Raw genomic sequence first — 25733 nt, forward strand, 5'->3', positions numbered from 1 at the left:
TCACTATTTTTGTGATAGAGTCTTTTTTTGTTTTGAATATTCGGAATTTTCTGGAAATTATTATTTTTTTCTTGGAAAAACATATTCGATTTATTAATTAATGGGTAATCAAGCTATAAAGGAGAAACAGATGCCATTTTTAACGAATAAAATAAAGAATCCTGTCATTTTATTGCTGATGTTCGTGTTGCTGGCTCTTTCGGTTACAGGGTGCGCTTTGTTTACAAGCAGCGGCAATTTGAGCGAAGAGAATAAACCAATAGAGACGGAAAAGCCTGTCGTGCCTGTAAATGGTGAAAAGAGTAAAGTGATTCCATTTGTCTATACGACCAATAAGGAATTGTCTCTTACTTTCAATGGTATGGGTGATGAGAGTCTGATGACTAAGCTCCTCGATGAACTTGATCGCTACGATATTAAGGCGACCTTCTTTTTGCCGGGAATGAGGGTGGCTGAAGAGCCGGGAATTGCCAAGGAGATTTTGGCCAGAGGTCATGGCATTGAGAACAACACGCTTAGTCGGCTCGATCTAACTCATTTAAGCTATGAGCAAGTGTTTAAAGAGATCAATGTCAGCAATGAAGTGATCGAGAGGGAGCTAGGAGTAAAGCCTCAATATATGCGGACGAGATCCGGCGATTACAATGATACCGTTCAGCTGGCGGCAGCGCAGAGCGGGCTTTCGGCTGTTGTATCTTACAGTCTTAATTTGCATGAATGGCAGCAGGAATCGGAGCAAGAGAAAGCGGACTATATTCGAAAATATGTAACTCGGGGCGGCATTATTGCCTTGGATACGGAGCTGGATGGACAGGTACTTGAATCGATACCGCTTATTGCGAAGGCAGCGGCCGAGGTTGGCTACAAGCTCGTTCCGCTTAAAGAGCTGGTAAGCAGTGGTCAAGAGAGAAAACCGCTTGAACAAATACCGGGATTTGATGCTGCTCGAAAAAATTTAAACGACAAACAATCGAGCTACAAGCTTATTTATAACTGGGAAAATAAAAAGAAGGTTGTGTCACTTACCTTTGATGATTGGGGTACCGACTACACGATTACAAAGCTGCTTGATATTTTGGAAAAGCATGACGTGAAGGCTACTTTCTTCTTGCGTGCCAACGGAGTAGAGAAAAATCCGAATTTAGCTAAGGCGATAGCGGAAGCCGGACATGATGTTGCTAATCACACATACAGTCATCCTGTCATAACCAAGTTAACGCCTGAGCAATTGCAGGAGGAAGTCGTCAAGGCTCATCAAGTAATAACCGAAGCCATTCAGCAGCAGCCTACCATGTTATTTAGACCCCCGACGGGTGAAATTGATGATGAACGGGCGAGAATCGTAGCTGCAACAGGCTACACCTCCATTGCGATGTATGACGTAACGGTGTTCGACTGGGACTCTGCCAATGACGCCGATCATATCGTGAAGGGTGTTCTAGATCAAACGGTTGATGGAAGTGTTATTCTTCTTCACATGCTGGATAACATTCATACGATTGAGGCGCTGCCAGATGTTATTGAGAAGCTGAAAAGCGAGGGTTATACATTCGTTCCCATGTCGCAAATGTCTCTAAAATAACTTTTTCTTACTAGATGGAGATGACATATGACGTTATACGAGGAAATCGTTACAAGGCAGAAGAAAATAGCGGTCATTGGATTAGGTTATGTCGGATTGCCGATTGCAGTAGCTTTTGCGAAAAAAGTGGACGTAATCGGCTTTGATGTCAATAAAGATAAGATTGCACAATATTGCAGCGGGATCGATACAACCGGCGATATAGGCAGTGATGTGCTCAAAAATACCGAAGCGCAGTTTACTTCAGATCTGAATGAGCTTAAAGATGTTTTTTTCTTCATTGTGGCAGTGCCTACACCGATTCAAAGCGGTAATATACCGGATTTGAATTATGTGAAGAGTGCGTGTCAAATGGTGGGCAGGAAGCTCAAGCATGGCGCAATGGTTGTGTTTGAATCAACCGTCTATCCGGGGGTGACGGAGGAAATATGTATTCCGATTTTGGAGACAGAGTCGGGTCTTGTTTGCGGCGTCGATTTCAAGGTAGGTTATTCGCCTGAACGAATCAATCCCGGTGACAAGGTTCATCGACTAGAGAACATTACGAAGATTGTGTCCGGTATGGACGAGGAAACGCTGGAAACTGTCGCCAGTATATACGAGTTGATTATTGAAGCAGGCGTATTTCGGGCGGAGAGCATCAAGGTAGCTGAGGCTGCAAAAGTCATTGAAAACGCACAGCGAGATGTAAATATTGCTTTTATGAATGAGTTGTCCATGCTGTTTAACGGTATGGGCATTGATACAAAAGCTGTACTTCAAGCCGCAGGCACCAAATGGAATTTTCTAAACTTTAGCCCTGGGCTGGTTGGTGGTCATTGCATCGGAATTGATCCTTATTATTTGACCTATAAGGCGGAGGATACCGGCTATCATTCCAAAATTATTTTAGCGGGACGCCAAATTAACGATGGGATGGGCAAGTATGTCGCTCAGCAAATCATTAAGAGGCTTGTTAAGCAGAAGGTAAATATAAATACAGCCAAAATAGGCTTTCTTGGCTTTTCTTATAAAGAGGACAGCTCCGATATTCGCAATACGAAGGTGACAGACATTATCGAAGAGCTTCAAGAGTACGGGATAACAACACTTGTGGCAGATCCAAATGTGGACAAGCAGCAGGTTTATGGTGAGTATGGCATCGTGCTATGCGACATTGAGGAATTAAGCGGGTTGAATGTTGTTATTGTAGCGGTTCCCCATAGTCAAATTATGAAGATGCATGTTGAGGATTTTGACAAGCTGTATGACGACAATAAAACGAAGTTTTTGGTTGATATAAAAGGCGTATTTGATAAGCGGTTATTCGAGCATAACGGATACGACTATTGGAGCCTATAGTGCCGGATTGGAGACAGCAGCGTGTTTAGACGACAGAAAAAAAAGCCGATAGAAGTGCTGACTGTTCCAAGAGCGGACAGACGCACCCTTTGGAGCGTTCCCGATCCGGAACATTTGCGGCAAAAGGTTGATCGAAGAGGTTATGCCGAAGGTCAAAGCAAGGACGGCCGTGATGATGCGGCAGCGATGCATAAGCTGCGTGAGCTTAGCCTGAGATATGAGGCTAGCTTTGACGTGCGGCTGCTTCGCAATGGCCGGAGGAAGAAGCAGGCAATAAAGGGAAAAGCGGTAGACATTTCTTCTACAGGCATTTTGATTGAACTGGACGCATCCGTAATTGGCGATTCGTTCATGGAGGGGGCAAAGTATAAGCTGAGCTTCGAAATCCCACCTGGGACGATGCCTGAAGGTTATGAGTCTGCCGTGAAAATAGAAGCTGTTATCAAAAGAACATTTACGCGAGATAGCGAAGAGGGAGCGAAGCAGCTTATCGCTTTCCAATTTGAGCGGCCTTTATCCACGTATCTTCAGAAGAAGCGTTGGGGTTATTCTGTCTATGCGGCGAGCACCCTGCTGTTTGTAGCCGTTGGTATTATTATGCTTATGCGTGTGGAAAGCATCATTTATTTTAAATATAATTTCATCTTGTATTTATACAGTATTACGGCAGCGGCTTTCTTGCTCACTCGTTACTTCTTCGGCGCGCTGCACCGCGATGTGCCGGTTAATCCGCATTATACGCCAGGCGTATCGATTATAATTCCTTGCTTTAATGAAGAGGAATGGATTCATCGAACGATTTTGAGCTGCATGAATCAAGATTATCCGATCGACAAGCTGGAAGTGATTGTCGTAGATGATCGCTCTAAGGATCGTTCTGTGGAGCAAATTCAGAAGGTTATCGACCTTGTTCACAAAGAGGCGCAGAGGTATGAAACGAAGGATCGTCTGAAATTGCATGTATTGTCCGAAAATGGGGGCAAACGCGTAGCGCTTGTAAAGGGCGTGGAGATGGCAAAGCATCGTTTGGTCGTATTTGTGGACTCTGACAGCTTTCTAGAGCCAACGGCGATTAGAAATCTCGTACAGCCCTTTCAGGACCCGCGAATGGGCGGTGTCGCTGGACGCACGGATGTGGAAAATAAATATACGAACACAGTTACTAAGCTGCAGACGGTTCGTTACTATATTGCATTCCGAATTATGAAGGCAGCTGAATCTTGGTTTGACAGCGTAACCTGCTTATCTGGGCCACTCTCTTGCTACCGGAAGGATTTAATTTTGAAGCATAAGGATGCTTGGCTGACGCAAAAGTTTTTGGGGCAGCCAGCGACCTTTGGCGATGACCGCAGCATGACTAATTTTATTTTGAAAACACATCGTACCGGCTATCAGGATACAGCAATTTGCTCCACAATCGTCCCCTCAGAGATGAACGTGTTCTTAAAGCAGCAAATGCGCTGGAAACGTTCATGGCTGCGTGAATCGCTGCGAGCAGGGGGCTTTATTTGGCGGAAGGAGCCGTTTATGGCTTTGTTCTTCTACATTGGGCTTATTGTTCCTATTGCAGCGCCGATTGTGGTTTTATACAACTTGGTTTATGTACCGATCATGTATCGGATCTTCCCAAGCACCTTCCTGATGGGACTGCTGTTAATGGCGCTGTTGATGAGCTTTGCCCACTTGTTGTTTCGTAAGAGCAAGCTTTGGGTTTTTGGATTCGTATTTTGTATCTTCTACGAGTTTGTGCTGCTGTGGCAAATGCCTGTTGCTTGGGTGACCTTCTGGAAATCAACCTGGGGGACAAGAGAAACGCCGCAGGACATTGAAGCTAGAAATAAGAAAGCAGCGAGAAAGAACAAAAACAACAAGAATATGGACATGCCGCTTTAAAGCGGCCATGGTCTATTTCCTAGATAAGGATGACCGCTATGAATAAGTGGTATACGAATGGAGTTTTCGATTATAAGCGGAAAAACAAAAAAAAGGTGATCAGAACGACCGTACAGATGATCATCTTGCTTGTTTTGGGCTTCATTCTTTTCCATGCTGTATTTGATATCAAGCAATATGCGGAGCCGGATAAGGCGCAGTGGACCAATCAAGACGGGTTTATTGCGCTGTCTTATTTTGGCGTAGCAAGAAACGGCACATCGGAGCTGATTTCCAAAAAACGGCTGGATCAGCAGTTGAAAGCACTGCACGATCAAGGTTATGTAACCATTTCGCAGCAGGATGTTATGGACTATTACAAGCTTGGAAAACCTTTGCCGCCTAAAGCGCTGTTTCTATCCTTCGAGGATGGACGAAACGATTCCAGTTTATTTGCTCAGCCTTTGCTGGAGAAATACAATTATAAAGCGACCATTTTGTCCTATGCGAATAAGGTTGGGAGCAATGAATCCAAATTCCTTCAGCCTAAGGACATGCTCAGTATGATGAAAAACGGCTATTGGGAGCTTGGAAGCAACGGCTACCGCTTGTCTTATATTAATATTTTTGACAAGGAAGGCAAGCTCATTGGTGTGAAGGAAGAGAATGAGTTTAAAGATCGGGCTAACACGAGTTACTACACTCACTATCTGATGGACTTTATCCGGGATGAGAGCCTTGTGCCTGCGGAGCATCGAGATGAAATGGAAGCACGCATTAATGCAGACTACAAGTCGATGAAGGAAATATACAACAAGACGCTTGGCTTTGTTCCGAACGTGTATATGATTATGCACGCGAACATTTTGTACAACGGCATGAACCGGCTTGTTGAGAATGTGAACGACCAAAATATTAAAGCGATGTTCGGCATGCATTTTAACCGTGAAGGACTTTCCTTGAATAAAAGCAGTGACAGCCTTTATAATTTAACAAGGATGCAGCCTGCTTCCTATTGGTATACGAATCATTTGCTTATGAAAATTAGTAAGGATACCGGTCAGAAGGTCAGCTTTATTGCAGGGGATGAGCGGAGATCGTCAAAGTGGCAGCTTATCAGCGGTGCGGCTGAGTTTAAGGATAACCGGATTGCTTTGACCTCTGTTCCAGCAGGAAGCGGCATGCTTTTGTTGAAAGATATTCATGCTGCCGACGTAAAACTTACTGCGGAGCTTGGCGGTCATGCAGTCGGCAGCCAATCGATTTATGTTCGCTACGATCAGAATACGGATTCATTTGTTCGAGTGTCGATCGAAGATAATTCGGTTATTGTGGAGCAAAAGGCACCCGGAGGCAAGGTTGAACGGCTGCTAGCAAGCAAGCTTGGGGACAAGGCGGCAGAACGTGCGAAGCAGCTTGAAGTTAGCTTATCGGGCGATCAATTAACGGTGATTGTAGATGATGTACAGCTCTCTTTGCAGCAAATTAGCAGCTCGATCGTCGGCGGAAATATTGCGCTTGCATCCAAAGCAAGCCTTAACAACGAAAAAGATGATATTTACGACGCTGTTTTTGATAATATAAAAGTAACGACCGTCAATGAGGACGGTACAGAGCATGAGTCATTATACAAGAACGGTTATGTTGGGATTGAGGGGTTAATCAGTAGAGTGAAGAACGCGATTAATGCATCATTCGACTGGGCGATCGATACGTTTTAGCTTAATCAGAACCTAATAATTCGAGGAGTTTGAATCAATGCGGAAACGAAAAGGTCTTATTGCAGCATGTTTGCTTGTGGTGCTTGTAGGCGCAGCAATGTATTTTTCCAATCTTACAAATCGCGCAAAGAAAGCGGAGCAGTCGTCTATTGAAGACGTACAGCAGGCTGCAGCCAACGTACTGCCTGAATTGTCAGCTTGGATTGTGGACTGGCAGTGGAAGCAGGGAATTGAGGACCTGAGTATTATTAAAGGTGAATTAACAAGCTTGCAGTTGTTTGCGGCCTATTTTGATTATAAGGATAGTCTTTATTTTACGGATAAGTTCCAGCAGGCGTTGCCTGAAATCATGAAGATTTATAAGAAGAACGAACAGATGCAGCTCTATCTGACGGTAGTAAATGACCAGTTTAAAGAAAATGGTGAGTCTGTTCAGAAGGATTCGAGTTTAATTAAGCGGCTAGTAGAGACGGAGAAAAGCCGCAAAAAACATGTAGATGAATTGATTGCAGCCGTTGATCAATTTGGCTTGAACGGAATTGAGATCGATTATGAGCGAGTCGAGGAAGAAGACTGGGAACGGATGCTGCTTTTCTACTCGGAGCTTCATACTCGTTTGCAGAAAAGCGGGAAGTCGCTTCGAATCATTTTGGAACCAAGAGCTCCTATTGAACAATTAAAGCTTCCGGAAGGCCCGGAATATGTCATGATGGCTTATAACCTATATGGCTCACACAGCGAACCAGGACCAAAAGCGGATGAAGCTTTTATTGAACAATTGGCAACCAGAATGGAAGTACTGCCTGGCAGTCCGTATATGGCTTTCTCGGTTGGCGGGTTCGATTGGCATGAGGATGGCAAGGTTGAAGCTTTGACTGAGGAGCGAGCGGGGCTGCTGCTAAAGCAAACGGGCAGTAAAGCGCAGCGCGATCAAGCGAGCGGCAGCATGTTTTTTGAATATACTGATGCTGAGGCCAACAATATGAAGCATACCGTGTGGTACGCAGATGAAGTGACATTATCTCGTTGGATAAATACTGCAAAAGCGAACGGAATTAGCAAGGCGGCGATTTGGAGGTTAGGCGAAATAGAGATGGAATCTCTGACTAATTTGAAGCTGTATATGCAATAAAATAAGGAATAACAAAGTGCTTCCGAAGCTTATGAGAATAGCTGCGGAAGCACTTTTCTTTAGTACTGAAATATTCCATTGACAATGATTATCAATAGCGAATATACTTCATTTTAGGACAAAAACAGAGTGGGGAGCAATTTTAATGAAGTATAAATTAATGACTTTTTTACTGGCTTGTACGGTAGTATTTACAGGCTGCGGCTCAAATGATGCAGTTAAGAATGAGCCTAAACAAGCAGAAGGCAATTCCGCAAGCGGTGCTGTCGTCTCGGACGAGGTTTGGGCACCTATTCTGGAGAGCTATCGTCAGTTTACTATTGAGCAAGCCGATACTTTCATATTAGAAACAGAGAAGTTTGTAACAGCTGTGAAGAGCGGGGATGTTGAGGCGGCGAAAAAGCTGTATGCGCCGACACGCATGTACTTTGAACGTATTGAGCCAATAGCTGAAGCGATTGGCGACCTCGATCCAAATATTGATGCGCGTGAGAATGACGTGGAAGACAAGGACTGGCGCGGATTCCACCGCATTGAGCAGGCGCTGTGGGAGAAGAACTCAACAGAGGGTATGGGTGAGTATGCAGACCGCTTGCTGGAGGATGTAAAGCTGCTTCGCGCTTTGATGGAGACTGTTGAGGTTGAGCCAAGTTTGCTTGTAACGGGAGCGGTAGAGCTGCTTAATGAGGTATCCGCTTCGAAGGTGACGGGCGAGGAAGAACGTTATTCACACACGGATCTGTACGACTTTGCAGCTAACGTGGAAGGTGCAGACAAAATCTATCAGCTGGTTAAGGCTGAATTGAACAAAAAGGATGCTGCGCTGGATGAGCAAATCGGCAAAGGATTTGCTGATCTTGAGCAAGCCTTGTCAGCTTACAAATCAGGTGATGGCTATGTTTCCTATCTAGATTTGAAAGAGGAAGATACAAAGAAGCTAAGCCAGCTGATTGATGCGCTTGCCGAGCCGCTTTCTCAAATGGGTACAATATTGGAGGCTTAACAACATGACGGAACCTTTTAATTCCAATCAAAATGAGGGCAAGCCCAACATAGATGCTAAAAAAATCAGCCGTAGAGACCTACTACGGCTGGCAGGTGTTGGCGGAGCTGGACTGCTGCTCGGAGCAGCTGGTGTTGGAGGCTTGTTCCAAACGCAGGAACGCAGCGCGGCTAAGCCCGCTTCCAAGGCAGTCAAAGCAGATAAAGACCAAATTGTCAGCTTTTATGGCAAGCATCAGGCTGGAATTACGACGCCGGCACAAGACTTTATTTTATTCGCTGCCTTTGATTTAACGGCGAGTACACTGGATGAGGTGCGTAAGTTATTTCAAGCATGGACGAGTGCAGCAGCATCCATGACAAACGGTGAAATGCTCGGCAAAACTAACGATAATTTAAATCTTCCTCCATCAGATACGGGTGAAGCAGAAGGTCTGCTGCCATCTCGTACTACGATTACTTTCGGTGTGGGTTCGTCATTTTTTGATGCAAGATATGGATTAGCGAGCAATAGGCCAGCTGCTCTTGCTGATATGCCTGCTTTTGGCGGTGATGAGCTGCGAGAGGAATGGTCAGGCGGTGATATTGGCGTTCAAGTGAATGCTAATGATATGCAAATTGCATTCCATGCGATCCGCAATCTAGCTCGTATAGCTAGAGGGAAAGCGGTGCTCCGCTGGACGCAGGAAGGGTTCCAGCGTACAAGCGGTGCTGATCCAGCGAATGCTACGCCTCGGAACCTGATGGGCTTTAGGGATGGAACAGGCAATCCAGACGTTAACGATGATGGGGAAATGAACAAGGTCGTGTGGGCAGCCGCAGCTGATGGCACGCCGTGGATGGATAAGGGCAGCTATATGGTCGTAAGGCGTATTCGCATGCGCATTGAGGTATGGGATCGTTCGACGCTCGGGGATCAGGAGTCAACCTTTGGCCGCCACCGAGACAGCGGTGCCCCGCTTGGCGGAGCGCATGAGTTCGACAAGCTTGATTTGGAGAAGAAAGACGAGAAGGGCAAACCGGTGCTTCCGATGAATTCGCATGTGCGTCTAGCTCATGGCGATGGATCGGTAAAAATATTGCGCCGCTCCTACTCGTATTCAAGTGGAATGGATCACAAAACCGGGCAGCTGGATGCGGGCTTGTTGTTTATTTGTTTTAACCGCGACTCACGGAAACAATTTATTCCGATGCAGACTAAGCTTGGGCAAAGCGACCTAATGAATGAGTATGTCGTTCATACGGGTAGTGCGATGTTTGCTTGTTTTCCAGGTGTTCGTGAAGGCGGATATATCGGAGAAACGTTATTTTAAATCATGATGTTGCTCGGTTAGGGTTGGGTAGAAAATAGCTCTTTATGATGAAAGGGGCGGACGTCTATGTTCGCACAAAATGACGGAATGAAACAGTGGGGTATTCGTTTCATTTCTTTTTTTGTACTGATGATATTGATGTTAGGGAGCAGCGGATTATATACGTTTGCTGAAGGTGCGCAATCCACCGAGCTTGATCGTTTGCTTCCGCTCGTTGGCGGTGCTCTTGTTGAAGCAGGTCAAGGAAAATGGAAGGAAGCGGCAGCTCATATTGATGATGCTTCGGCTAAGTGGAAGCAGCTTGAGCCTGCGGCAACGAAGGAATCGGCAGCGGTGGATTCTGCGCTTGCGGGAGCTATAAAAGCTTTAGCAGCGCCGGAAAGCGATGCTGATGCTGCCAAAGCTACGTTATCCCTACTAGCGAAGGCACTTAATAAATACGTGAAGAGCGTTCAAGACGCACCGGCGACTCAGCTAACTGGTCAAGATGCGGCTGTCAGCATACTTCCTTTGGCAGAGAAGCTGCTTGCAAGCATTCAAGCAGGCGACTTGGACAAGGCATATGCTGGATATCGTGAAATGAATAATAGTTGGCTTAAGGTTGAGCCTGCTATTCGAGCGGATCATTTCAACGTTTACAGCGGCTTGGAAACGAAGATGAGCATGCTTCGCATTGCTGTTCAAGCTGATCCTCCGAGAACCGAACAAGCGAAAACAGAAGCGTTGGCACTCATTCAGCTTATTAAGGATTATCGCGATGGGAAAATAGTGACTGTGGCTAAGGAGTCGGGCATAACGGTAGCCGATGCTGTGGACATCCTAAATCAGGCGTTAAATGATGTCCAGCAAGGACATTATCCAGAAGCGGCTGGACAGATGGAAGCTTTTATCGTGCAGTGGCCTGCGATTGAGGGTGTGGTTGCCCTGCGTTCGGCTGCTATCTATAGCAGTATGGAGATTGGAATGGCTGAGGCGGGCGGGTATTTGCTCTCCGATCCTCCAGCGGCAGATAAGGCGGAGCAGCTTATAGCCCAGATGCTGGGGCAGCTAGAGCCAATGATGCAGGATACCCGTTACACCGCTTGGGATGCGGGGATGATTTTGCTGCGCGAGGGTCTTGAAGCCATTCTTGTATTATCTGCTTTACTTGCGTACTTGCAGCGTACCGGCAATCAAGATAAGCGCAAATGGGTATGGTCTGGCGTATGGGTTGGACTTCTGCTTAGCGGTATTATGGCTGTTGTGCTAACGTATGCCATTGCTCAGGTCGCAGCTGGAAGTGCGCGTGAGTCGATTGAAGGCTTTGCTGGCTTACTATCCGTTATTCTAATGATTACAGTTGGCAATTGGCTGCACAATAAGTCTAATATGAACAATTGGAATCAATACATCGATAAACAAATGGGCAGTGCGCTCGCAAGAGGAAGCCTATGGTCACTATTTGCTGTTTCGGGTCTAGCGATCTTCCGCGAAGGTGCGGAGACGACGATTTTTTATGTCGGGATGGCGCCGTCTATCGATCCGCTGCAGCTGGCTCTCGGATTCGGCGTTACGTTCATCTTGCTGATTGCACTTGGCTTTGCGATTATTAAATTTAGCGCGAAGCTTCCCATACGGCCATTTTTCCTTGTTGCATCCGCATTAATCTATTATCTCGTTGTTCGCTTCCTTGGCGAGAGCATACATTCCTTGCAGGTATCAGGGTGGGTGCCGTCGCATACTGCTTCAGGCGTACCGACTATAGGGGCGTTGGGCGTATATCCGACTTGGGAAACTACACTGCCTCAGCTTGCGGTGCTAGTGTATATTATCGTAAAGATAAGTATAACGCAGCTGCGCAAAGCGGCATCACCCGGTAAAGCAGCAGAAGCCAAATAACGATGTAATGGAGCTGTTCCAAGAGCAGATATAATCTGTTTTTGGGGCAGCTCATTTTTTATTGATGCTTCATTATTATAAAATTGTGGTTAAGTTTAGTATGTAAGGAAAAGTAATTACTCATAGCTTGCCAATAGGCGAATGGATTAGGTTTGTGGTATGATTTTTGAAAAGGGAGGAATCGGTATGAAAGGTCCGGGAATTCTTATTTCCGCATTAGTATTCGCGCTTCTTATCGCGATATTTGCGGTTATCAATATCGATTCGGTACATGTAAACTTTTTGTTTACGAAGGCAACCCTTCCGCTCATTCTCGTCATATTGGGATCGACGCTGCTTGGCGGCTTAACCGTAGGCCTGCTGGGGATGATTCGTCAGATTCGCTTGCAGCGAACCGTCAAATCATTAGAGAAGCAGCTTGCTGAATTTACAACCGAAGCGGAACTTCTTGGTTTATCCAAGGCAACGATCCGTACGGAGCCGAGCGAAGAGGCGGCTGTTTCACAAAAGGAATAATATAGTTATCAGATCGTGAGGCCATTAATGTTTATTTATACGTATGCATGCCATGAGGATGAAGCGGCATTGTGTGAGCTGGAGCTGCAAGTCTTATTCGGCGAGAAGCCCAAACAAGGCGTTGTCAGAAGTCAGCATAAGCTATCGGTTGATCGCAGCCCTTTCGTAAAACGGCGTATAGCCGTCATGCTGGAAGCTAACAGTATGGAAGAACTGATCGTTATGCTTCCGTCAATTGAGCTGGGTGGGAAAACATTCAAGGTTGTTTATACGCAAGGCGATGAAGCCTTCACCTTTGATGAGCAAAGACAGCTCGAGAGAGCTGCTGGTGCGGTTATTCATGGCAAGGCCGATATGCGCAAAGCGGAGCAGCTGTTTGGTTTAATGAAGCTTTATGGTCGCTGGTACTTTGGACCGCTGGAAGAGAACGGAGCTGTATGGCTGAGGCATCAGAATAAGCCGCAAAATTATTCCACTGCACTGCCAACAAGAGCAGCTCGTGCGATCGTGAATCTTGCGGCTGGGCAAGCAGCAGAACAGCTTAAGCTTATTGATCCGTGCTGTGGAATGGGAACCGTTCTGATTGAAGGCATGTCAATGGGAATCGACATTGAGGGGTTGGATCTCAATCCGCTTGCCGTGCGAGGCGCGCGCGTAAATCTTGCTCATTTTGGTTATCCAGACCGAGTAAGACTTGGCGATATGCGGCTTCTCGAAGGACATTACGATGCTGCCATTGTAGATATGCCATACAATTTGTGCTCTGTCTTGCCAGAAAGCGAGCAGCTTGTTATGCTTGAGAGTGTAAGAAGGTGGGCGAAGCGAGCGGTTATTGTCACAACTGATCCAATGATGAGGCAGTTAGAGCTGGCATCTTGGAGGATCATAAAAACCACAACCCTGAGTAAAGCCTCTTTTACCAGATATATAAGTGTAGTAGAATAAGAATTATGTAGCGCATGAAACGAGGTGAACCTATGTCTACAATCGAACAAAACGAATCCCAAGAGGAGCCTAAGAAGCTGACTCAAGCGGAGAAAGCGAAGCAATTGCTCGCTCAGAAGAAACAAGCGAAAGCTGGAGGAGCTCCAGGCCAATCGCATCTTTCTACGGGGACGCAGGCACTGAAGAGCCAGAACACGAAGAAAGTTAACAATCAGCGTAAAAAAATGGGTGTATAGCTGTCGGTTCCAACTTTTTTTTGAAATGCAGCAATAGCAACAATGAAGGACGCCAGCTGGTAACAGCTAGGCGTTTTTCTTATATAATAATATAAGAAGCAGGTTAGTCAGCGTGGAGGTTCACGGGGTTCTTGCCTAAATTTACTGAAATAACAACAAAAGGAAAGAATGAATCAATCGACTATCCCGCATAATGAATATACACGGATGAATTAGAAAAAATAATAAAACATGAAAATGAATAACGTTTAAGTTAATTACGGAGGGATTCGTTATGACGGCGACCAAACCATCACGAATGAGTATTTATTTGCTTGCCGGTGTCGCAACATCCAATAGCATATTTACGGAATGCAAGGTTAAGCTGGAACAAATGTTTCAATCCGATGGTGTCGATCCAGCTATCCACGTCATATTTCCTTATGGCGATGCCAGTCGCAGCTTGGTTAGACAAGTGCTAGAGGTGAAAAGCGACTTGTCCAACCGTTTAACGGCTGGTCGGATCGGCGGACAACATGCGCTGGAGAAAATCAAACAAACGATGAGCAGCGAGCGTTTATTGCTGATTGGACACAGCGGCGGCGGTGCCGCTGCTTATCAAGCGGCAAAAATGCTTTATGAGCAGGATCAAATCGAGGATTTTCGAATTGTGCAAATTGGTTCACCAAGAACGCCGATCGAGCCAAAGCTTCAGGAGCGCGTTAGTTATTTTCATTCCATCGACAGCTTAGGCAAGCTTAATGACCCGATTAGCCGAATTGGTACTTGGGGCGGATGGAGCATAAGCAAATATGCGATGCCAAGGTGGAATCGCATGAAGTACGCGCCAGGCTATGTTGAAGGAATTCCTACTGTGGGCGGGCATGCGGATTATTTTCGCCATACGGAGGATTTTAGCGACCAAGAGGCCGTTTGCAATCTAGATAAAACAGTGGACCGCGTGCGGGGTTGGTTGAAAGGATGGGTCTGATCCTATACACTAAGGTGAGAGTAAGCAGCAGCTTCTAGAGTGAGATGCTTACGACTTAGGAGGTGAAGGACCCATGGCCAATACACATACGTACACAAAGAAAGAAGAAATTGCGAATGCCGTCACACATGGGATTGGGGCTGCACTCAGCATTGCGGCACTCGTCGTGTTGATCGTATTCGCGGCAACGAAGGGAACGGCCTTTCATGTTGTCAGCTTTACTATATATGGATCAGCCATGCTGCTGCTGTATGCAGCCTCTACGCTCGTGCACAGCTTCCCTGAGGGAAAAGCGAAGCGGGTATTTGAATCACTTGATCATTCGTTTATTTACGTCTTTATAGCAGGAACTTATACGCCGATATTGTTCCATATCGTGCAAGGTACGCTTGGCTGGGTACTATTTGGGATCGTTTGGGGAGCGGCATTAATCGGTGTAGCGTTTAAAGCTTTTTTTGCATCACGATTTTTATTCACATCAACGATCATTTATATCGCAATGGGATGGATTATCGTATTTGCTTGGAAGCCGCTTACAACGCATCTAGCTCCAGGAGGGGTGCAGCTGCTCGTAACAGGGGGATTGCTGTACACATTCGGAACGATATTTTATATGTGGCGTGCCTTTCCTTACCATCACGCCGTATGGCATTTGTTTGTACTTGGCGGTTCAATTGTCCATTTCTTCGCTATACTGCTATATGTTCTCCCAGCGAAATGACAAAGATTATTTGGACATAGAGAAGCAAATCTTACTCGCATGAAGCAAGCTGTGCGGGAGATGAGATTTGCTTTTTTTGTTTTTTTGTAGCAGCTCGGAATTAAACTTCAATTGCTGGGCACCAGCCTGGCGGCTCCGCGCAAATGGCCAAGGCAAAGGCAGGATCTTCTTGGGCAAGATCAGCGAAGTAGTTTGATAATATATGGTTTCCTGAGACAGAGCCCATACGGAACGAACGTTTCACCTCACCCTTTGCGTGCATATAGTAGTAAGTTTGTTTAGTCTTTGGCGATTGGTAAACGAGCGTAGGCAGATGGGGGACGATATCAAATTCGTTTTGAAAACGCCAATGGGTACCAATGGATGCGTTGTAGCTGCTTGCAAACTTGGGATCACCGACTCGAGGTGCTCCATACGTATATATAATGGGATCAGTAAAAGCAGTGTTGTTCGCGAGATCGAGAGCAGCAAGGGTTGCAAGTGCACCCCCAAGGCTGTGTCCTGTTATAAACAGCGGTCTGCCCTGTGGAAGCTGATTTATGATTTCAATGATTTGAGTACGTGCTGACATATAGATGTCGGTAAACCCCTTGTGCGTTAGACCGGCATTTTTGACTGGGCGGTAAGTCGTTTGCTGGGCAATGAAATCAGATACCCAATCCACTGCAGAGTTGCTGCCGCGAAAAGCGAGCACGGATGCACGTTCAGATGTTAAAACAAAACCGAATCGTTCATCGCTGTCGTCATATGCTCTAGCCGTAAATTCACTTACTAAGCTGTAGGTTCTAGGTACAAGAAATAATCCGTCCTTGTTGTTGTATTGCATGTACGTTTGTCCGCAAACCGCAGCCAAAAATAGAGCTGTTCGAAAATCGAGATCATGCGTGGCTAACGTGCCTCTCGTATTTGCTGTCATACCATCCCTCCGCTCATACAACTCCGGTTCTCCCGATGTTTGTAATATATGATCAGCCCTGCAGATGGGTACCAGCGGAAAAAAATGGACTTCTTAAGGCAGCTCCAAGTATAATCGGGGAATAACGCGATTATGAAAGGGGATTCATAAATGACTCTTCAAATAGGTATTGCAGGTACAGGATGGTTTGGCATGATGCATGCGGAGAAGCTCGCTAAGCTTGCCGGCATCAAGGTAACTGCTTTCTTAGCAACTAGCCAGCAAAAAGCAGATGCAGCAGCACAGCGCTTTGAGGGTGCACGCGGTTATGATTCTATACATCGCATGCTTGATGATCGTAAGCTTGATGCGGTATATATTTGTGTACCGCCATTTGCGCATGGAGAGATTGAATCTGCATTGCTTGAAAGAAGCATTCCCTTTCTTGTAGAGAAGCCGCTTGGAGTAGACGAGCAGCTGCCGTCTGAGATTTTGAAAGGAATCGAAGAGAAAAAGCTGATTACATCGGCTGGCTATCATTTCCGTTATATGGATGGAACCGACCGTGCAAGAGAGCTGCTGCGCGAGCGCACAACATTAATGGCGCTTGGCTATTGGATGGGCTCCATGCCGGGGGTAAGCTGGTGGCGCAAGATGGAAGGATCAGGCGGTCAATTCGTAGAGCAGACAACACATATTGTGGATCTGCTAAGGTATACGGTTGGTGAGGTAAGTGAGGTTTACGCAGCTTATGGCAATCGATATATGAGCGGTGTTGAAGAAGGTGTAACGGTTTCTGATGTAGGCACAGTTACGCTGAAGCTAGTGGGTGGTGCAGTTGCTACAATTAGCAATACTTGCGCTATCCCAGCTGGAGATCGTTCCGGCCTACATATTTATACGAACAAAGGCGTGCTGGAGCTTGGCCATAGCGGATTGATTGACACGGAGGCTGGCCGCAGAACAGAGTATGCTAACCAAACGGATCCCTATGAGCTGGAAAATGAGGCTTTTCTTCATGCGATCCGAACCGGGGATGTTTCCCGCATTCGCTCCAGTTATGCGGATGCAGTAAGAACACATCAAGTGACAATTGCTGCTAATGAATCTGCTCGTACTGGATTGCCAGTTAAGCTTTAGAATATGATTTAAAAAAACCGTCCATGAAGGTCATTGACCCTAGTGGACGGTTTTATTATGGGCTGACTATCATTATTGGCTTCGTTTTCTTTGGGAACGCGTTTGAGCTTGAGGGGGTTCACTTGAAGCATTCGCAGAGGCTTGCTGCGAACGGCTGCTCTTCGAACGCTTGGAACGTTTTGCCTGAGAGGAAGAATCAGTAGTAACAATCTCCTTCGGATTGCGTCCATTTAACAAGTCGCCAGTCCAGCCTTTCTTCCAAAGCCATAAATACATGAAAATCGTAACGAATAAAATAAATACGTTCATCGCTGTAAAGCTCCACTTATTATCTTTAAATGGCAGGATCTCGAAGTTAACGCCCCATATACCGCCTATAATCGTAGCAGGTAGGAACAAGACAGTAAATATCGTGAGCGTCTTCATAATATCGTTGCCGCGAAAGTTGGAAATGGCATCGTCCATTGAGATCAAGGTATCTATTTCCAGTGCGTAATGCTTCAGAAGCGCTTCGATTCTCTCCAGCTTATGCGTAATGCGCTTAAAGCTGTCCGTCTCAGTGAGTTCATCCATGAAAGCTTCCTGTGCAGCACTATGTACTTCTCTAATCGGAATAAAAAGATGACTCCAATGAAGCAAATCGTAACGCCTCTCAAAAATAGTATCGATAAGGCCGGTACGATTCTCATTGCGCATCGTCGTTTCAAGCTCTCCGAGTCTTTTTTCAAAACCATCAAGACCAGCATGGAACGTTTCCAAAATAATGCTCAGCATAATAAATAACGCTTCAGGAGCTGATTCGCAGCTCTCGAACTTTAGGTTATGGTCAATGGACTGAAGCCGGAGCGGAATGCGCATGTCATCATGCATCGTCAGCAGCCGGTCTTCTGTCAGCCAGAAGTGAAAAGGTTGAATATCCGATTGGTCGTCCGACACTTGGAACATAACAGTGCCATATAGCAGCTTCTGCGAATGCGTCGCAACGCCAACGGATATATTGTTTGTTCTTCTGCCTGCGCATTCATCAATCCATGACGCACATTCCGGAAATAGCTGCTTGAGCTCATCTCTCTGCTGCTGAGCCGCTTCCTGTTCCTGTTTGGTAATGGCTTTAATGGTCTTTTGTCCTTCGCTTGAAGAAACGGCTTGCCTTTGTGCACCTTTCCTGCTGGGCAAGGGCTCATTCCTTACGGTTTGCTGCCTCGCTTGCTGCAGTACATGCCATTCCCATCCTGCGGGATAGCGAAGCATCCGATGAATCATCGCTCTGCCTCCTGCTTGTCCGATTTTCCAATATCTATTCCTCCATCATACCGCGAACTTCAATGATGCACAACCTGATCATTTGATAACACGAAACCTTCGTTATTTCATGTCAAATTTCAACACAATACGACTTAATCCGCCATAAGAAGGGCATACCAAGATTAGTATGCAATACAAGGAGGATAAGGCAATGGCAAAAAAAATAGGCATATTTGAAACGGAGCAGCAAGTCATAACGGCTATTGAACAGCTGGAGCAAGCGGGCTTCGTTCAAGGCGAGCTAAAAGTCATAGCAAAAGATTCTGAGCATTCTAGGCGAGTAGAAGCAGAGAGCGATGTCCATGTGGACGAGCTTAGAGAACTCGAAGATATGCCTGACCGTCAAGGTTTGGGTAGTCTTGGCATGGCTGCTGCTGCTGGGTTTGCAGGAGCTGGCATGAATGCTGTTTATGGCATGACAGGTTACGGGACAGCGCCTTATGCTGCCGGAGGTTTTCCTTTTGCAGCGGCAATTCTGCTTGGCGATGACGATCACAGTGGAACGCTGCAGTCGCTTGGTCTTGAAAATGAAGAGGTTCGATTGTGCAGTGATGCTCTGCAAAGCGGTTCATTAATCGTTATTGTTGAAACTCTGGAAAGCAAATCGTTGTTTGACAAGGATGGCGGTCCGGATTTGTCACGGCTGGGGGCGGCAGAAGCTGTTTTTCGCGCCTGCAATGCCTCTAGCGTTATTGCTGGCGAATAGCTGCTGGTAACATCAGAAAGATTATATAGAGAAGTCTCACATTTCGTGCAGAAGCCATTTTTGCCGATAGGTGAGGCTTTTTAATTATGTATATAAGCCGTCCGACGGACGGCAGCCGCAATGAAAAGTTGTATCATTTATGTTGTTGATTATACATTTGCTAAGGATTTGCGATCCAGCTTTACGATTTCAGTTAAGGGATGCTCTTCGCCGATAATAAGATCACGCAGCAAATGGGATGCAAGCATGCTGTATACGGTACCGTTGCCGCCATAACCTAAGCAATAATAAACATTTTTCCAAGCGGGATCAGCACCTATAAAGGGCAAGCCGTCACGCGATTCGCCGAAGGTGGCGCACCATTCATAGGCAATGGGAGCCTGCAGCTCGGGAAATAAAGCCTTTAGCTGGCTGTGCAGCTTATCGCTGTGTTTCCTAAGTTCTTTATCGCTGTGAGTGGGCTTTTCAGTATGCTCATCCAAGCCGCCGACAACGACGCGGCCGTCAATAGTCGTTCGCATATACAAATAGGGACGGGCAGTTTCCCATACGAGAAAGCGTTCATGCCAGCTTTGAAGACTTGGCTGAACTTCAGTGACAAGTACAAAGGAGCGATTCAACTCTGCTTTGATCAGCTTGCCGCGAAGCTCTTCAGGTTCATACCCTACAGCATAAACAACATGCTCTGCTTCAATCTCATAACCGTCAGCGGTTTTTAGAAGATGGAGGCCGCTTGGCAGCGTTTCATGTGCTACGACATCGGTTTGCTCATAAATCTCAAGCCCAGCTTCAGCAGCATCGTTTGCTACACCGTTTACGAACTGATAAGGATTTACCTCTGCGTCGCCGTGTGCAACGATCGCACCCGGCTTCTGAAACGGAAAATGTTTGGCGATGTCGCTCGGGGACCAGAATTCGACTTCAAGTCCACAAGCCTTTAATGCCTCATATTCCCTTTTGAGTTTTGGAAGCTCCTGCTCCGAAGAGGCATAATACAGGCTGTTTCTTCTAATCAATCCTACATCGACAGAAAGGGAGTCAGCTGTTTTTTCAAGCATTTGGACTGCATCTCTGCACGCTTTATAGAAGATTTGGGCATCCCGCTCCCCGATTTGGTCGATGAGGTCACAAAGCATAATATCGTTGCAAAATTGCAGGAGGCCTGTATTTGCTGAGGTGCTTCCGCCTGCTACCTGTCCCCGTTCAAGCATAATGGTGGAAAGGCCGCTTTTATTGAATACAGAAGAACAGATCGTACCTGACATCCCGCCGCCTATAACAGCCACTTGTGTTTTTTTGTTTTGCCGCAAGGGCACATACACCTTGGGATTGTTTAATGTAACCGGCCAATATAAGTTACCGGTGTGCAGCTCTTTCATAGATCATCACTCCCTACGATAGTATTACCCGAATTTACGAATATGAAGCGATCGGGAGCTGATACTAACAAGAGGAGGGATATTCAGCTAAACGGTGCTGCTTAGTCTCCTAAATTCCGCATCGCCATGCGGTATGCAGTAGGAGATTGGCCATGAAGCCGGCGGAATTGTTTGGAGAAGTACAGAGCATCCTGTAGACCGACTGATGCGGAAATTTGTTCAATGGTCAGCTCTGGCCGTTCCCTCAGCATGCGGCGTGCTTTATCGATTCGGAGCTTGAGCAGGAAAGTAACGGGAGATACGCCAATGCGCTGCTTGAACAAACGGGACAAGTACGCTCTATTGTAGCCAAGCGATTCCGCCATTTGTTCAATGGAGACCGGATGGGCATACTGCGTTGATAAGTAATGGATGACTTGTTGAAGCAAATGATCGCCTTCTGCTTGGGAGGTACGGATTTCATTGCCGTTCTGGGTATTGAGCGCGCTTTTGTACTCGGCAAGGAGCAAATGCAAATACCCTACGGCTCTCATATCAGACGCAGCGCCTCCCCGCCGAAAGGTATCATAGATTTGACGAAACAACGCAGCGGCTCGCCGCTTATCTGGCATGAACACTACCTGCTGCTCTGCTGTTAAGCCAGCGGTTGCAACGAGATCGGCGGACAATGTTCCATGAAATGCGACCCAGCGATATTTCCATGGCGTGTTACCGTCAGATTCATAACTGATTAATTGTTCCGGCTCAATTAAGAACGTATGCCCTGCACGAAGCTCATGCTTAACCTCATCACAAATAAAGATGCCCTTTCCTTCCAGTACGATGTGCATCAAATAGAAGTCATAAACCTTGGGACCAAGCCGGTGGTACGGCTTCGTTTGGCTCTCGCCAGCAAATAATACATTGAGTGGGGAGTTTTTGCCATCACTGATAACGGGATTGGAGGCTACGGTATACATATCCTGCTGCATTTTACTTTACACCTGCTTTACAGTGGAATGCGAAGATGAACAATTGTAGAGTTTATACTATCATAGCATGTCCGATGTTTATGCGAGAAGTCACATTAATCCATATAAAAAGCACTTGCCGCCATTTAGTTTTACTGCTGTTTCCCGTATACTAAAGTTGTTATCCAAACATACAAAATCGATATAAAAAGGAACGTGATAGCAAATGGCAAACATTGAAGCGCTAACACAGCAGTTCATACAACAATACGGCGGAGACGCAAGCGACATCGCTGTATTTCATGCTCCAGGCCGCGTAAACTTGATCGGTGAGCATACAGATTACAACGGCGGCTACGTATTCCCAGCTGCACTTACTTTCGGAACGACGCTTCTTATCCGCAAACGCCTAGATCATCAGCTTGGTCTAGCGACAACAAACTTCCCAGCGTCAAAAAGCTTCTCGCTCGACACGATTGTGTATGACGAGGCTGACGACTGGATGAACTATCCTAAAGGAATTGTTCATGAGCTTTTGCAAGCAGGCGTGAAATTCTCCAGCGGCTACGACTTGCTGTATCATGGCGAAATTCCAAATGGCGCTGGACTTTCCTCCTCTGCATCCATTGAGGTCGTAACAGCTTTTGCACTGCAAACACTTGAGGGACTTCCAACTGATAAAGTGAAAATTGCATTGCTGTCACAAAAATCCGAAAACGAGTTTAATGGCGTGCAATGCGGCATCATGGACCAATTCGCGGTAGCAAACGGTAAAAAGGACCATGCGATCCTGCTCATGTGCGATACGCTTGAATATGATCTCATTCCATTTGATTCCGGCAGCTATAAGCTGGTTATTGGCAATACGAACAAACGCCGCGGCTTGGTTGACTCCGCTTATAATGAGCGCCGCGCACAATGCGAGCAGGCGGTACAGGATCTTAAAGCAGCATTCCCTGAGCTTACGCTTCTTGGACAGATTAATCTGGAGCAATTTAACTCTGCAAAACATCTGATCAAGGATGAAACAGTTCGCAAACGCGCACAGCATGTGGTAGAGGAAATCGACCGTGTACTGCAATCAATCAAAGCATTGAAAGCAAACGACCTTGCGCAGTTTGGACAATTAATGAACGGCTCACACGATTCGCTGCGCGATCTTTACGAAGTAACGGGTGCTGAGCTGGATGCCATGGTTGCGGCTGCTCGCCTCGTACCAGGCGTACTAGGTTCGCGTATGACGGGCGCAGGCTTCGGCGGATGTACGGTTTCGCTCGTTCACGAAGACAGCGTTGAAGCGTTCCAAGCAGAGGTAGGTCGCAAATATAATGAAGCAACAGGCTTAACTGCTGACTTTTATGTATGCACAATCGGTAATGGCGTAGAGCGCCTAGTATAAATAGCATGATCATGCGACACCAAATGGAGAGGGGAAATGAATCATGGCAGTATTAGTAACTGGAGGGGCTGGCTACATCGGCTCGCATGCAGTAGCGGCATTGCAGGAACGCGGCGAGGAAATCGTTATCGTCGATAACTTGCAGCAGGGTCACCGCAAGGCTTTGCTTGGAGGGAAGCTGTATGAGGGGGATCTTCGCGATGCAGCTTTCATGGATACCGTATTTAAGGAAAATGAAATTGATGCAGTTATCCACTTTGCAGCGAATTCGCTTGTTGGCGAAAGCATGAAGGACCCAGGCAAATATTATCACAATAACGTGTTTGGTACGCTTTGCCTGCTTGAGAAAATGAATGAATACAATGTTCGTAAAATCGTATTCTCTTCGACAGCTGCTACTTACGGCGAACCGGAGAACGTGCCGATCGACGAGTACGATCGCACGCTTCCGACGAATGCTTATGGCGAAACGAAGCTTGCGATGGAAAAAATGATGAAATGGTTCGATGTTGCTCATAACATCAAATTTGTTTCGCTTCGTTACTTTAATGCGGCGGGCGCTCATGAGAGCGGAAAAATCGGCGAGGACCATAGCCCGGAAACACATTTGATTCCTATTGTGCTCCAAGCAGCGCTTGGTCAACGTCCTCATATTTCGGTATTTGGAGAAGACTATGAGACGCCAGACGGTACGTGTGTCCGTGATTATATTCATGTAAGCGACCTTGCCGATGCCCATGTACTTGCAGTGGATCGTCTTCGCAGCGGAGCTGAAAGCTCTGTATACAATTTAGGCAACGGAACAGGCTTTTCTGTCAAACAAGTTATTGATATTGCGCGCACAGTGACTGGCAAAGAAATCCCTGCTGTGTTCGAAGCTCGCCGTGCGGGCGACCCTGCTATTCTCGTAGCTTCATCTGATCGTGCTCGCAAGGAGCTGGGCTGGAATCCGAAGCGGGATAAGCTTGAGGACATTATCAAAAGCGCTTGGAGCTGGCATGAAGCGAATCCAAATGGATACAACGACTAGGGTTGACGCTTAAAGGAAAGGAGCTGCATCACCTTGGAAACCAAACAACAAGCAACATCAGCAAACGATGCGCTGGTTCTTATAGAACGCTTGCTGCAATTTGGATTGCAGCGCAATCTGCTGAACGATCAGCTTGATACGCATGCAGCGAGAAACGAACTGCTTGATCTCTTTCACTTTACTGAGCCTTTTGAAGGCCAAGTGACAGAGGAGCGACTCGAAAGCGCAGTACCGCTTCTGGAGCCGCTGCTTGACTATGGTTACGCAATCGGACTCATTCCAGATAATACGACGACATATCGCGATTTGCTTGATGCTCGCATTATGGGCTTCTTGCTGCCGCGTCCTTCTGAAGCCAGCGCTGCATTTCAGCGTTTGGCGAAGGAGCAGGGACTAAAAGCAGCTACGGACGCTTTCTACAACCTGAGCATCGATTCGAACTATATTCGGATGGATCGCATTCGCAAAAACCTTTATTGGCTGCACGAGACAGAATACGGAAATCTTGAGATTACGATTAATCTCTCGAAGCCCGAGAAAGATCCGAAGGAGATTGCGCTGCTCAAAACGATGCCGCAGGCGAAATATCCGAAGTGCTTGCTCTGCGTAGAAAACGTTGGCTATGCTGGCCGTCCTGATCATCCGGCTCGTCAAAACCTGCGTGTCCTGCCGCTCACGCTGCAAGAAGAGCAGTGGTATCTGCAATATTCACCGTATGTTTATTACAATGAGCACAGCATCATTTTCAAAGGAGCACATGAGCCGATGGTTATTTCGCATTCTTCATTCGCGAGACTGCTCGACTTCGTGGAATTGTTTCCGCATTATTTCATTGGCTCGAACGCTGATTTGCCGATAGTCGGCGGATCGATTCTAAGCCATGATCATTTCCAAGGCGGCCGCCATGTGTTTCCGATGGAAGCTGCATCAACAGATACGCTGTTTACTGATCCTAAGCTGCCAGGCTTGCGCTTTGGCATCGTGAACTGGCCGATGTCAGTCGTTCGGGTTAACGGGACGTCCAAAGCGGATGTTCATCGTGCAGCTTGCCATATTCTCGACGAATGGCGTAATTATAGCGATGAGGCTGTAGATGTGCTGGCATTTACGAAGCAGGCCGATGGCACAAATACTCCGCATAACACCATTACGCCTATTGCACGTCTAAGGGACAATGGCGAGTATGAGATTGATCTAGTGCTTCGCAACAACCGCACGAGCGAAGAGCATCCGGACGGTATTTTCCATCCGCATCAGCATTTGCATCATGTGAAGAAAGAAAATATCGGCTTGATCGAAGTCATGGGACTTGCAGTACTGCCAGGACGCTTGAAGGATGAACTGGAGCAAATTGCAGCTTATTTGTCAGGGGCATCAGCTGCTGTTCCAGAAGAGCTTCATGCGGACTCTCATCCGCTCCATAAGCATGCGGAGTGGCTGCTAGCTCTAATCGATCGTTTTGGATCTTCAAATACTGCTGAACAAGCGAAAAAAATCGTTGAAGCTGAAACGGGCAGCAAGTTTCTAGAGGTGTTGAAGGACGCAGGCGTATACAAGCGCACAGCTGATGGCGCCGCAGCCTTTGAACGTTTCTTAACATCTATAGGGCTCCAAAGAGCATAAAATAACAAAACCTCTATCCTCGCGGGCCTCTAGCGATTGGATGGAGGTTTTTTGCTATCAAGCTTAAAAATGAAGCA

The 25733-nt window shown here is 46.5% G+C and carries 22 protein-coding genes; 18 read left to right on the plus strand and 4 right to left on the minus strand.

Annotated elements, in window-relative coordinates:
• Positions 1-130: 130 nt before the first annotated feature.
• The 13 genes from MHH56_RS05675 to MHH56_RS05735 all read left to right on the plus strand — a co-directional run bounded on the left by MHH56_RS05675 (position 131) and on the right by MHH56_RS05735 (position 15229).
• Positions 131-1582: a polysaccharide deacetylase family protein gene (locus MHH56_RS05675; RefSeq protein WP_339207179.1), complete on the plus strand. Its 1452-nt coding sequence runs from the start codon at positions 131-133 to the stop codon at positions 1580-1582.
• A 27-nt stretch (positions 1583-1609) separates the two neighbouring features.
• Positions 1610-2923 carry a nucleotide sugar dehydrogenase gene (locus tag MHH56_RS05680; RefSeq protein ID WP_339207181.1) on the plus strand — a complete coding sequence of 438 codons (1314 nt, stop codon included), beginning with the start codon at positions 1610-1612 and terminating at the stop codon, positions 2921-2923.
• 21 nt (positions 2924-2944) lie between these two features.
• Positions 2945-4816 carry a glycosyltransferase gene (locus tag MHH56_RS05685; protein ID WP_179089864.1) on the plus strand — a complete coding sequence of 624 codons (1872 nt, stop codon included), beginning with the start codon at positions 2945-2947 and terminating at the stop codon, positions 4814-4816.
• 38 nt (positions 4817-4854) lie between these two features.
• On the plus strand, positions 4855-6516 hold the full coding sequence (locus MHH56_RS05690; RefSeq protein ID WP_339207184.1) for a polysaccharide deacetylase family protein: 1662 nt from the start codon (positions 4855-4857) through the stop codon (positions 6514-6516).
• A gap of 37 nt (positions 6517-6553) precedes the next feature.
• Positions 6554-7648 carry a glycosyl hydrolase family 18 protein gene (locus MHH56_RS05695; protein WP_339207186.1) on the plus strand — a complete coding sequence of 365 codons (1095 nt, stop codon included), beginning with the start codon at positions 6554-6556 and terminating at the stop codon, positions 7646-7648.
• A gap of 145 nt (positions 7649-7793) precedes the next feature.
• A complete protein-coding gene (gene efeO / locus MHH56_RS05700; RefSeq protein WP_339207187.1) occupies positions 7794-8651 on the plus strand; it encodes an iron uptake system protein EfeO in 858 nt (285 codons plus the stop codon).
• A 4-nt stretch (positions 8652-8655) separates the two neighbouring features.
• Complete coding sequence (efeB, locus tag MHH56_RS05705) at positions 8656-9963, plus strand: iron uptake transporter deferrochelatase/peroxidase subunit (RefSeq protein WP_339207189.1); 1308 nt, start codon at positions 8656-8658, stop codon at positions 9961-9963.
• An 87-nt stretch (positions 9964-10050) separates the two neighbouring features.
• Complete coding sequence (locus MHH56_RS05710) at positions 10051-11841, plus strand: FTR1 family protein (RefSeq protein ID WP_339207190.1); 1791 nt, start codon at positions 10051-10053, stop codon at positions 11839-11841.
• 186 nt (positions 11842-12027) lie between these two features.
• Positions 12028-12357 carry a lipopolysaccharide assembly protein LapA domain-containing protein gene (locus MHH56_RS05715; RefSeq protein ID WP_339207192.1) on the plus strand — a complete coding sequence of 110 codons (330 nt, stop codon included), beginning with the start codon at positions 12028-12030 and terminating at the stop codon, positions 12355-12357.
• 27 nt (positions 12358-12384) lie between these two features.
• Entirely contained in the window at positions 12385-13302 is a 918-nt protein-coding gene (locus MHH56_RS05720; RefSeq protein WP_339207193.1) for an RNA methyltransferase, read from the plus strand.
• Positions 13303-13334: 32 nt separating this feature from the next.
• A complete protein-coding gene (locus tag MHH56_RS05725; protein WP_179089865.1) occupies positions 13335-13538 on the plus strand; it encodes a hypothetical protein in 204 nt (67 codons plus the stop codon).
• 274 nt (positions 13539-13812) lie between these two features.
• Positions 13813-14508, plus strand: coding sequence for a hypothetical protein (locus tag MHH56_RS05730; protein WP_339207195.1), 696 nt, complete (start codon positions 13813-13815; stop codon positions 14506-14508).
• A 73-nt stretch (positions 14509-14581) separates the two neighbouring features.
• On the plus strand, positions 14582-15229 hold the full coding sequence (locus MHH56_RS05735) for a hemolysin III family protein (RefSeq protein WP_076269640.1): 648 nt from the start codon (positions 14582-14584) through the stop codon (positions 15227-15229).
• 100 nt (positions 15230-15329) lie between these two features.
• On the opposite strand, the gene MHH56_RS05740 is transcribed toward MHH56_RS05735, so the two are convergent.
• The gene (locus MHH56_RS05740) at positions 15330-16145 is read right to left on the minus strand and encodes a lipase family protein (RefSeq protein WP_339207197.1); all 816 of its coding nucleotides are present in this window, start codon (positions 16143-16145) and stop codon (positions 15330-15332) included.
• A 150-nt stretch (positions 16146-16295) separates the two neighbouring features.
• Between MHH56_RS05740 and MHH56_RS05745 the strand changes: the two genes are divergently transcribed.
• Complete coding sequence (locus MHH56_RS05745) at positions 16296-17264, plus strand: Gfo/Idh/MocA family oxidoreductase (RefSeq protein ID WP_339207198.1); 969 nt, start codon at positions 16296-16298, stop codon at positions 17262-17264.
• 72 nt (positions 17265-17336) lie between these two features.
• On the opposite strand, the gene MHH56_RS05750 is transcribed toward MHH56_RS05745, so the two are convergent.
• On the minus strand, positions 17337-18527 hold the full coding sequence (locus MHH56_RS05750; RefSeq protein ID WP_339207200.1) for a magnesium transporter CorA family protein: 1191 nt from the start codon (positions 18525-18527) through the stop codon (positions 17337-17339).
• Positions 18528-18720: 193 nt separating this feature from the next.
• Here MHH56_RS05750 and MHH56_RS05755 point away from each other — a divergent pair, with 193 nt between their 5' ends.
• Positions 18721-19275, plus strand: a complete 555-nt coding sequence (locus MHH56_RS05755; protein ID WP_076269644.1) for a general stress protein — start codon at positions 18721-18723, stop codon at positions 19273-19275.
• Positions 19276-19424: 149 nt separating this feature from the next.
• On the opposite strand, the gene MHH56_RS05760 is transcribed toward MHH56_RS05755, so the two are convergent.
• Together MHH56_RS05760 and MHH56_RS05765 are read right to left on the minus strand one after the other, a co-directional pair.
• On the minus strand, positions 19425-20654 hold the full coding sequence (locus tag MHH56_RS05760; protein WP_339207201.1) for an FAD-binding oxidoreductase: 1230 nt from the start codon (positions 20652-20654) through the stop codon (positions 19425-19427).
• Between the two features lie 101 nt (positions 20655-20755).
• Positions 20756-21625 carry an AraC family transcriptional regulator gene (locus tag MHH56_RS05765; RefSeq protein ID WP_339207202.1) on the minus strand — a complete coding sequence of 290 codons (870 nt, stop codon included), beginning with the start codon at positions 21623-21625 and terminating at the stop codon, positions 20756-20758.
• A 205-nt stretch (positions 21626-21830) separates the two neighbouring features.
• Between MHH56_RS05765 and MHH56_RS05770 the strand changes: the two genes are divergently transcribed.
• Genes MHH56_RS05770 through MHH56_RS05780 form a run of 3 tightly spaced genes read left to right on the plus strand, consistent with a single transcriptional unit; the run spans position 21831 to position 25656 of the window.
• On the plus strand, positions 21831-23003 hold the full coding sequence (locus tag MHH56_RS05770) for a galactokinase (protein ID WP_339207204.1): 1173 nt from the start codon (positions 21831-21833) through the stop codon (positions 23001-23003).
• 43 nt (positions 23004-23046) lie between these two features.
• Positions 23047-24033 (plus strand): UDP-glucose 4-epimerase GalE, encoded by a 987-nt coding sequence (galE, locus tag MHH56_RS05775; protein ID WP_339207206.1) that lies wholly within the window; start codon positions 23047-23049, stop codon positions 24031-24033.
• 27 nt (positions 24034-24060) lie between these two features.
• Positions 24061-25656, plus strand: coding sequence for a UDP-glucose--hexose-1-phosphate uridylyltransferase (locus MHH56_RS05780; protein WP_339209511.1), 1596 nt, complete (start codon positions 24061-24063; stop codon positions 25654-25656).
• Positions 25657-25733: the final 77 nt, after the last annotated feature.

It is taken from the genome of Paenibacillus sp. FSL K6-3182, assembly GCF_037976325.1.
Taxonomy (GTDB): domain Bacteria; phylum Bacillota; class Bacilli; order Paenibacillales; family Paenibacillaceae; genus Pristimantibacillus.

Coding starts and splice junctions, on each gene's coding strand:
- MHH56_RS05750 (WP_339207200.1), bottom strand. CDS start 18,527: ATGATTCATCGGATGCTTCGCTATCCCGCAGGATGGGAATGGCATGTA.
- MHH56_RS05680 (WP_339207181.1), top strand. CDS start 1,610: ATGACGTTATACGAGGAAATCGTTACAAGGCAGAAGAAAATAGCGGTC.
- MHH56_RS05695 (WP_339207186.1), top strand. CDS start 6,554: ATGCGGAAACGAAAAGGTCTTATTGCAGCATGTTTGCTTGTGGTGCTT.
- efeB (WP_339207189.1), top strand. CDS start 8,656: ATGACGGAACCTTTTAATTCCAATCAAAATGAGGGCAAGCCCAACATA.
- MHH56_RS05690 (WP_339207184.1), top strand. CDS start 4,855: ATGAATAAGTGGTATACGAATGGAGTTTTCGATTATAAGCGGAAAAAC.
- MHH56_RS05745 (WP_339207198.1), top strand. CDS start 16,296: ATGACTCTTCAAATAGGTATTGCAGGTACAGGATGGTTTGGCATGATG.
- MHH56_RS05675 (WP_339207179.1), top strand. CDS start 131: ATGCCATTTTTAACGAATAAAATAAAGAATCCTGTCATTTTATTGCTG.
- MHH56_RS05710 (WP_339207190.1), top strand. CDS start 10,051: ATGAAACAGTGGGGTATTCGTTTCATTTCTTTTTTTGTACTGATGATA.
- MHH56_RS05720 (WP_339207193.1), top strand. CDS start 12,385: ATGTTTATTTATACGTATGCATGCCATGAGGATGAAGCGGCATTGTGT.
- MHH56_RS05740 (WP_339207197.1), bottom strand. CDS start 16,145: ATGACAGCAAATACGAGAGGCACGTTAGCCACGCATGATCTCGATTTT.
- MHH56_RS05755 (WP_076269644.1), top strand. CDS start 18,721: ATGGCAAAAAAAATAGGCATATTTGAAACGGAGCAGCAAGTCATAACG.
- MHH56_RS05770 (WP_339207204.1), top strand. CDS start 21,831: ATGGCAAACATTGAAGCGCTAACACAGCAGTTCATACAACAATACGGC.
- MHH56_RS05715 (WP_339207192.1), top strand. CDS start 12,028: ATGAAAGGTCCGGGAATTCTTATTTCCGCATTAGTATTCGCGCTTCTT.
- galE (WP_339207206.1), top strand. CDS start 23,047: ATGGCAGTATTAGTAACTGGAGGGGCTGGCTACATCGGCTCGCATGCA.
- MHH56_RS05730 (WP_339207195.1), top strand. CDS start 13,813: ATGACGGCGACCAAACCATCACGAATGAGTATTTATTTGCTTGCCGGT.
- MHH56_RS05735 (WP_076269640.1), top strand. CDS start 14,582: ATGGCCAATACACATACGTACACAAAGAAAGAAGAAATTGCGAATGCC.
- MHH56_RS05765 (WP_339207202.1), bottom strand. CDS start 21,625: ATGCAGCAGGATATGTATACCGTAGCCTCCAATCCCGTTATCAGTGAT.
- efeO (WP_339207187.1), top strand. CDS start 7,794: ATGAAGTATAAATTAATGACTTTTTTACTGGCTTGTACGGTAGTATTT.
- MHH56_RS05725 (WP_179089865.1), top strand. CDS start 13,335: ATGTCTACAATCGAACAAAACGAATCCCAAGAGGAGCCTAAGAAGCTG.
- MHH56_RS05760 (WP_339207201.1), bottom strand. CDS start 20,654: ATGAAAGAGCTGCACACCGGTAACTTATATTGGCCGGTTACATTAAAC.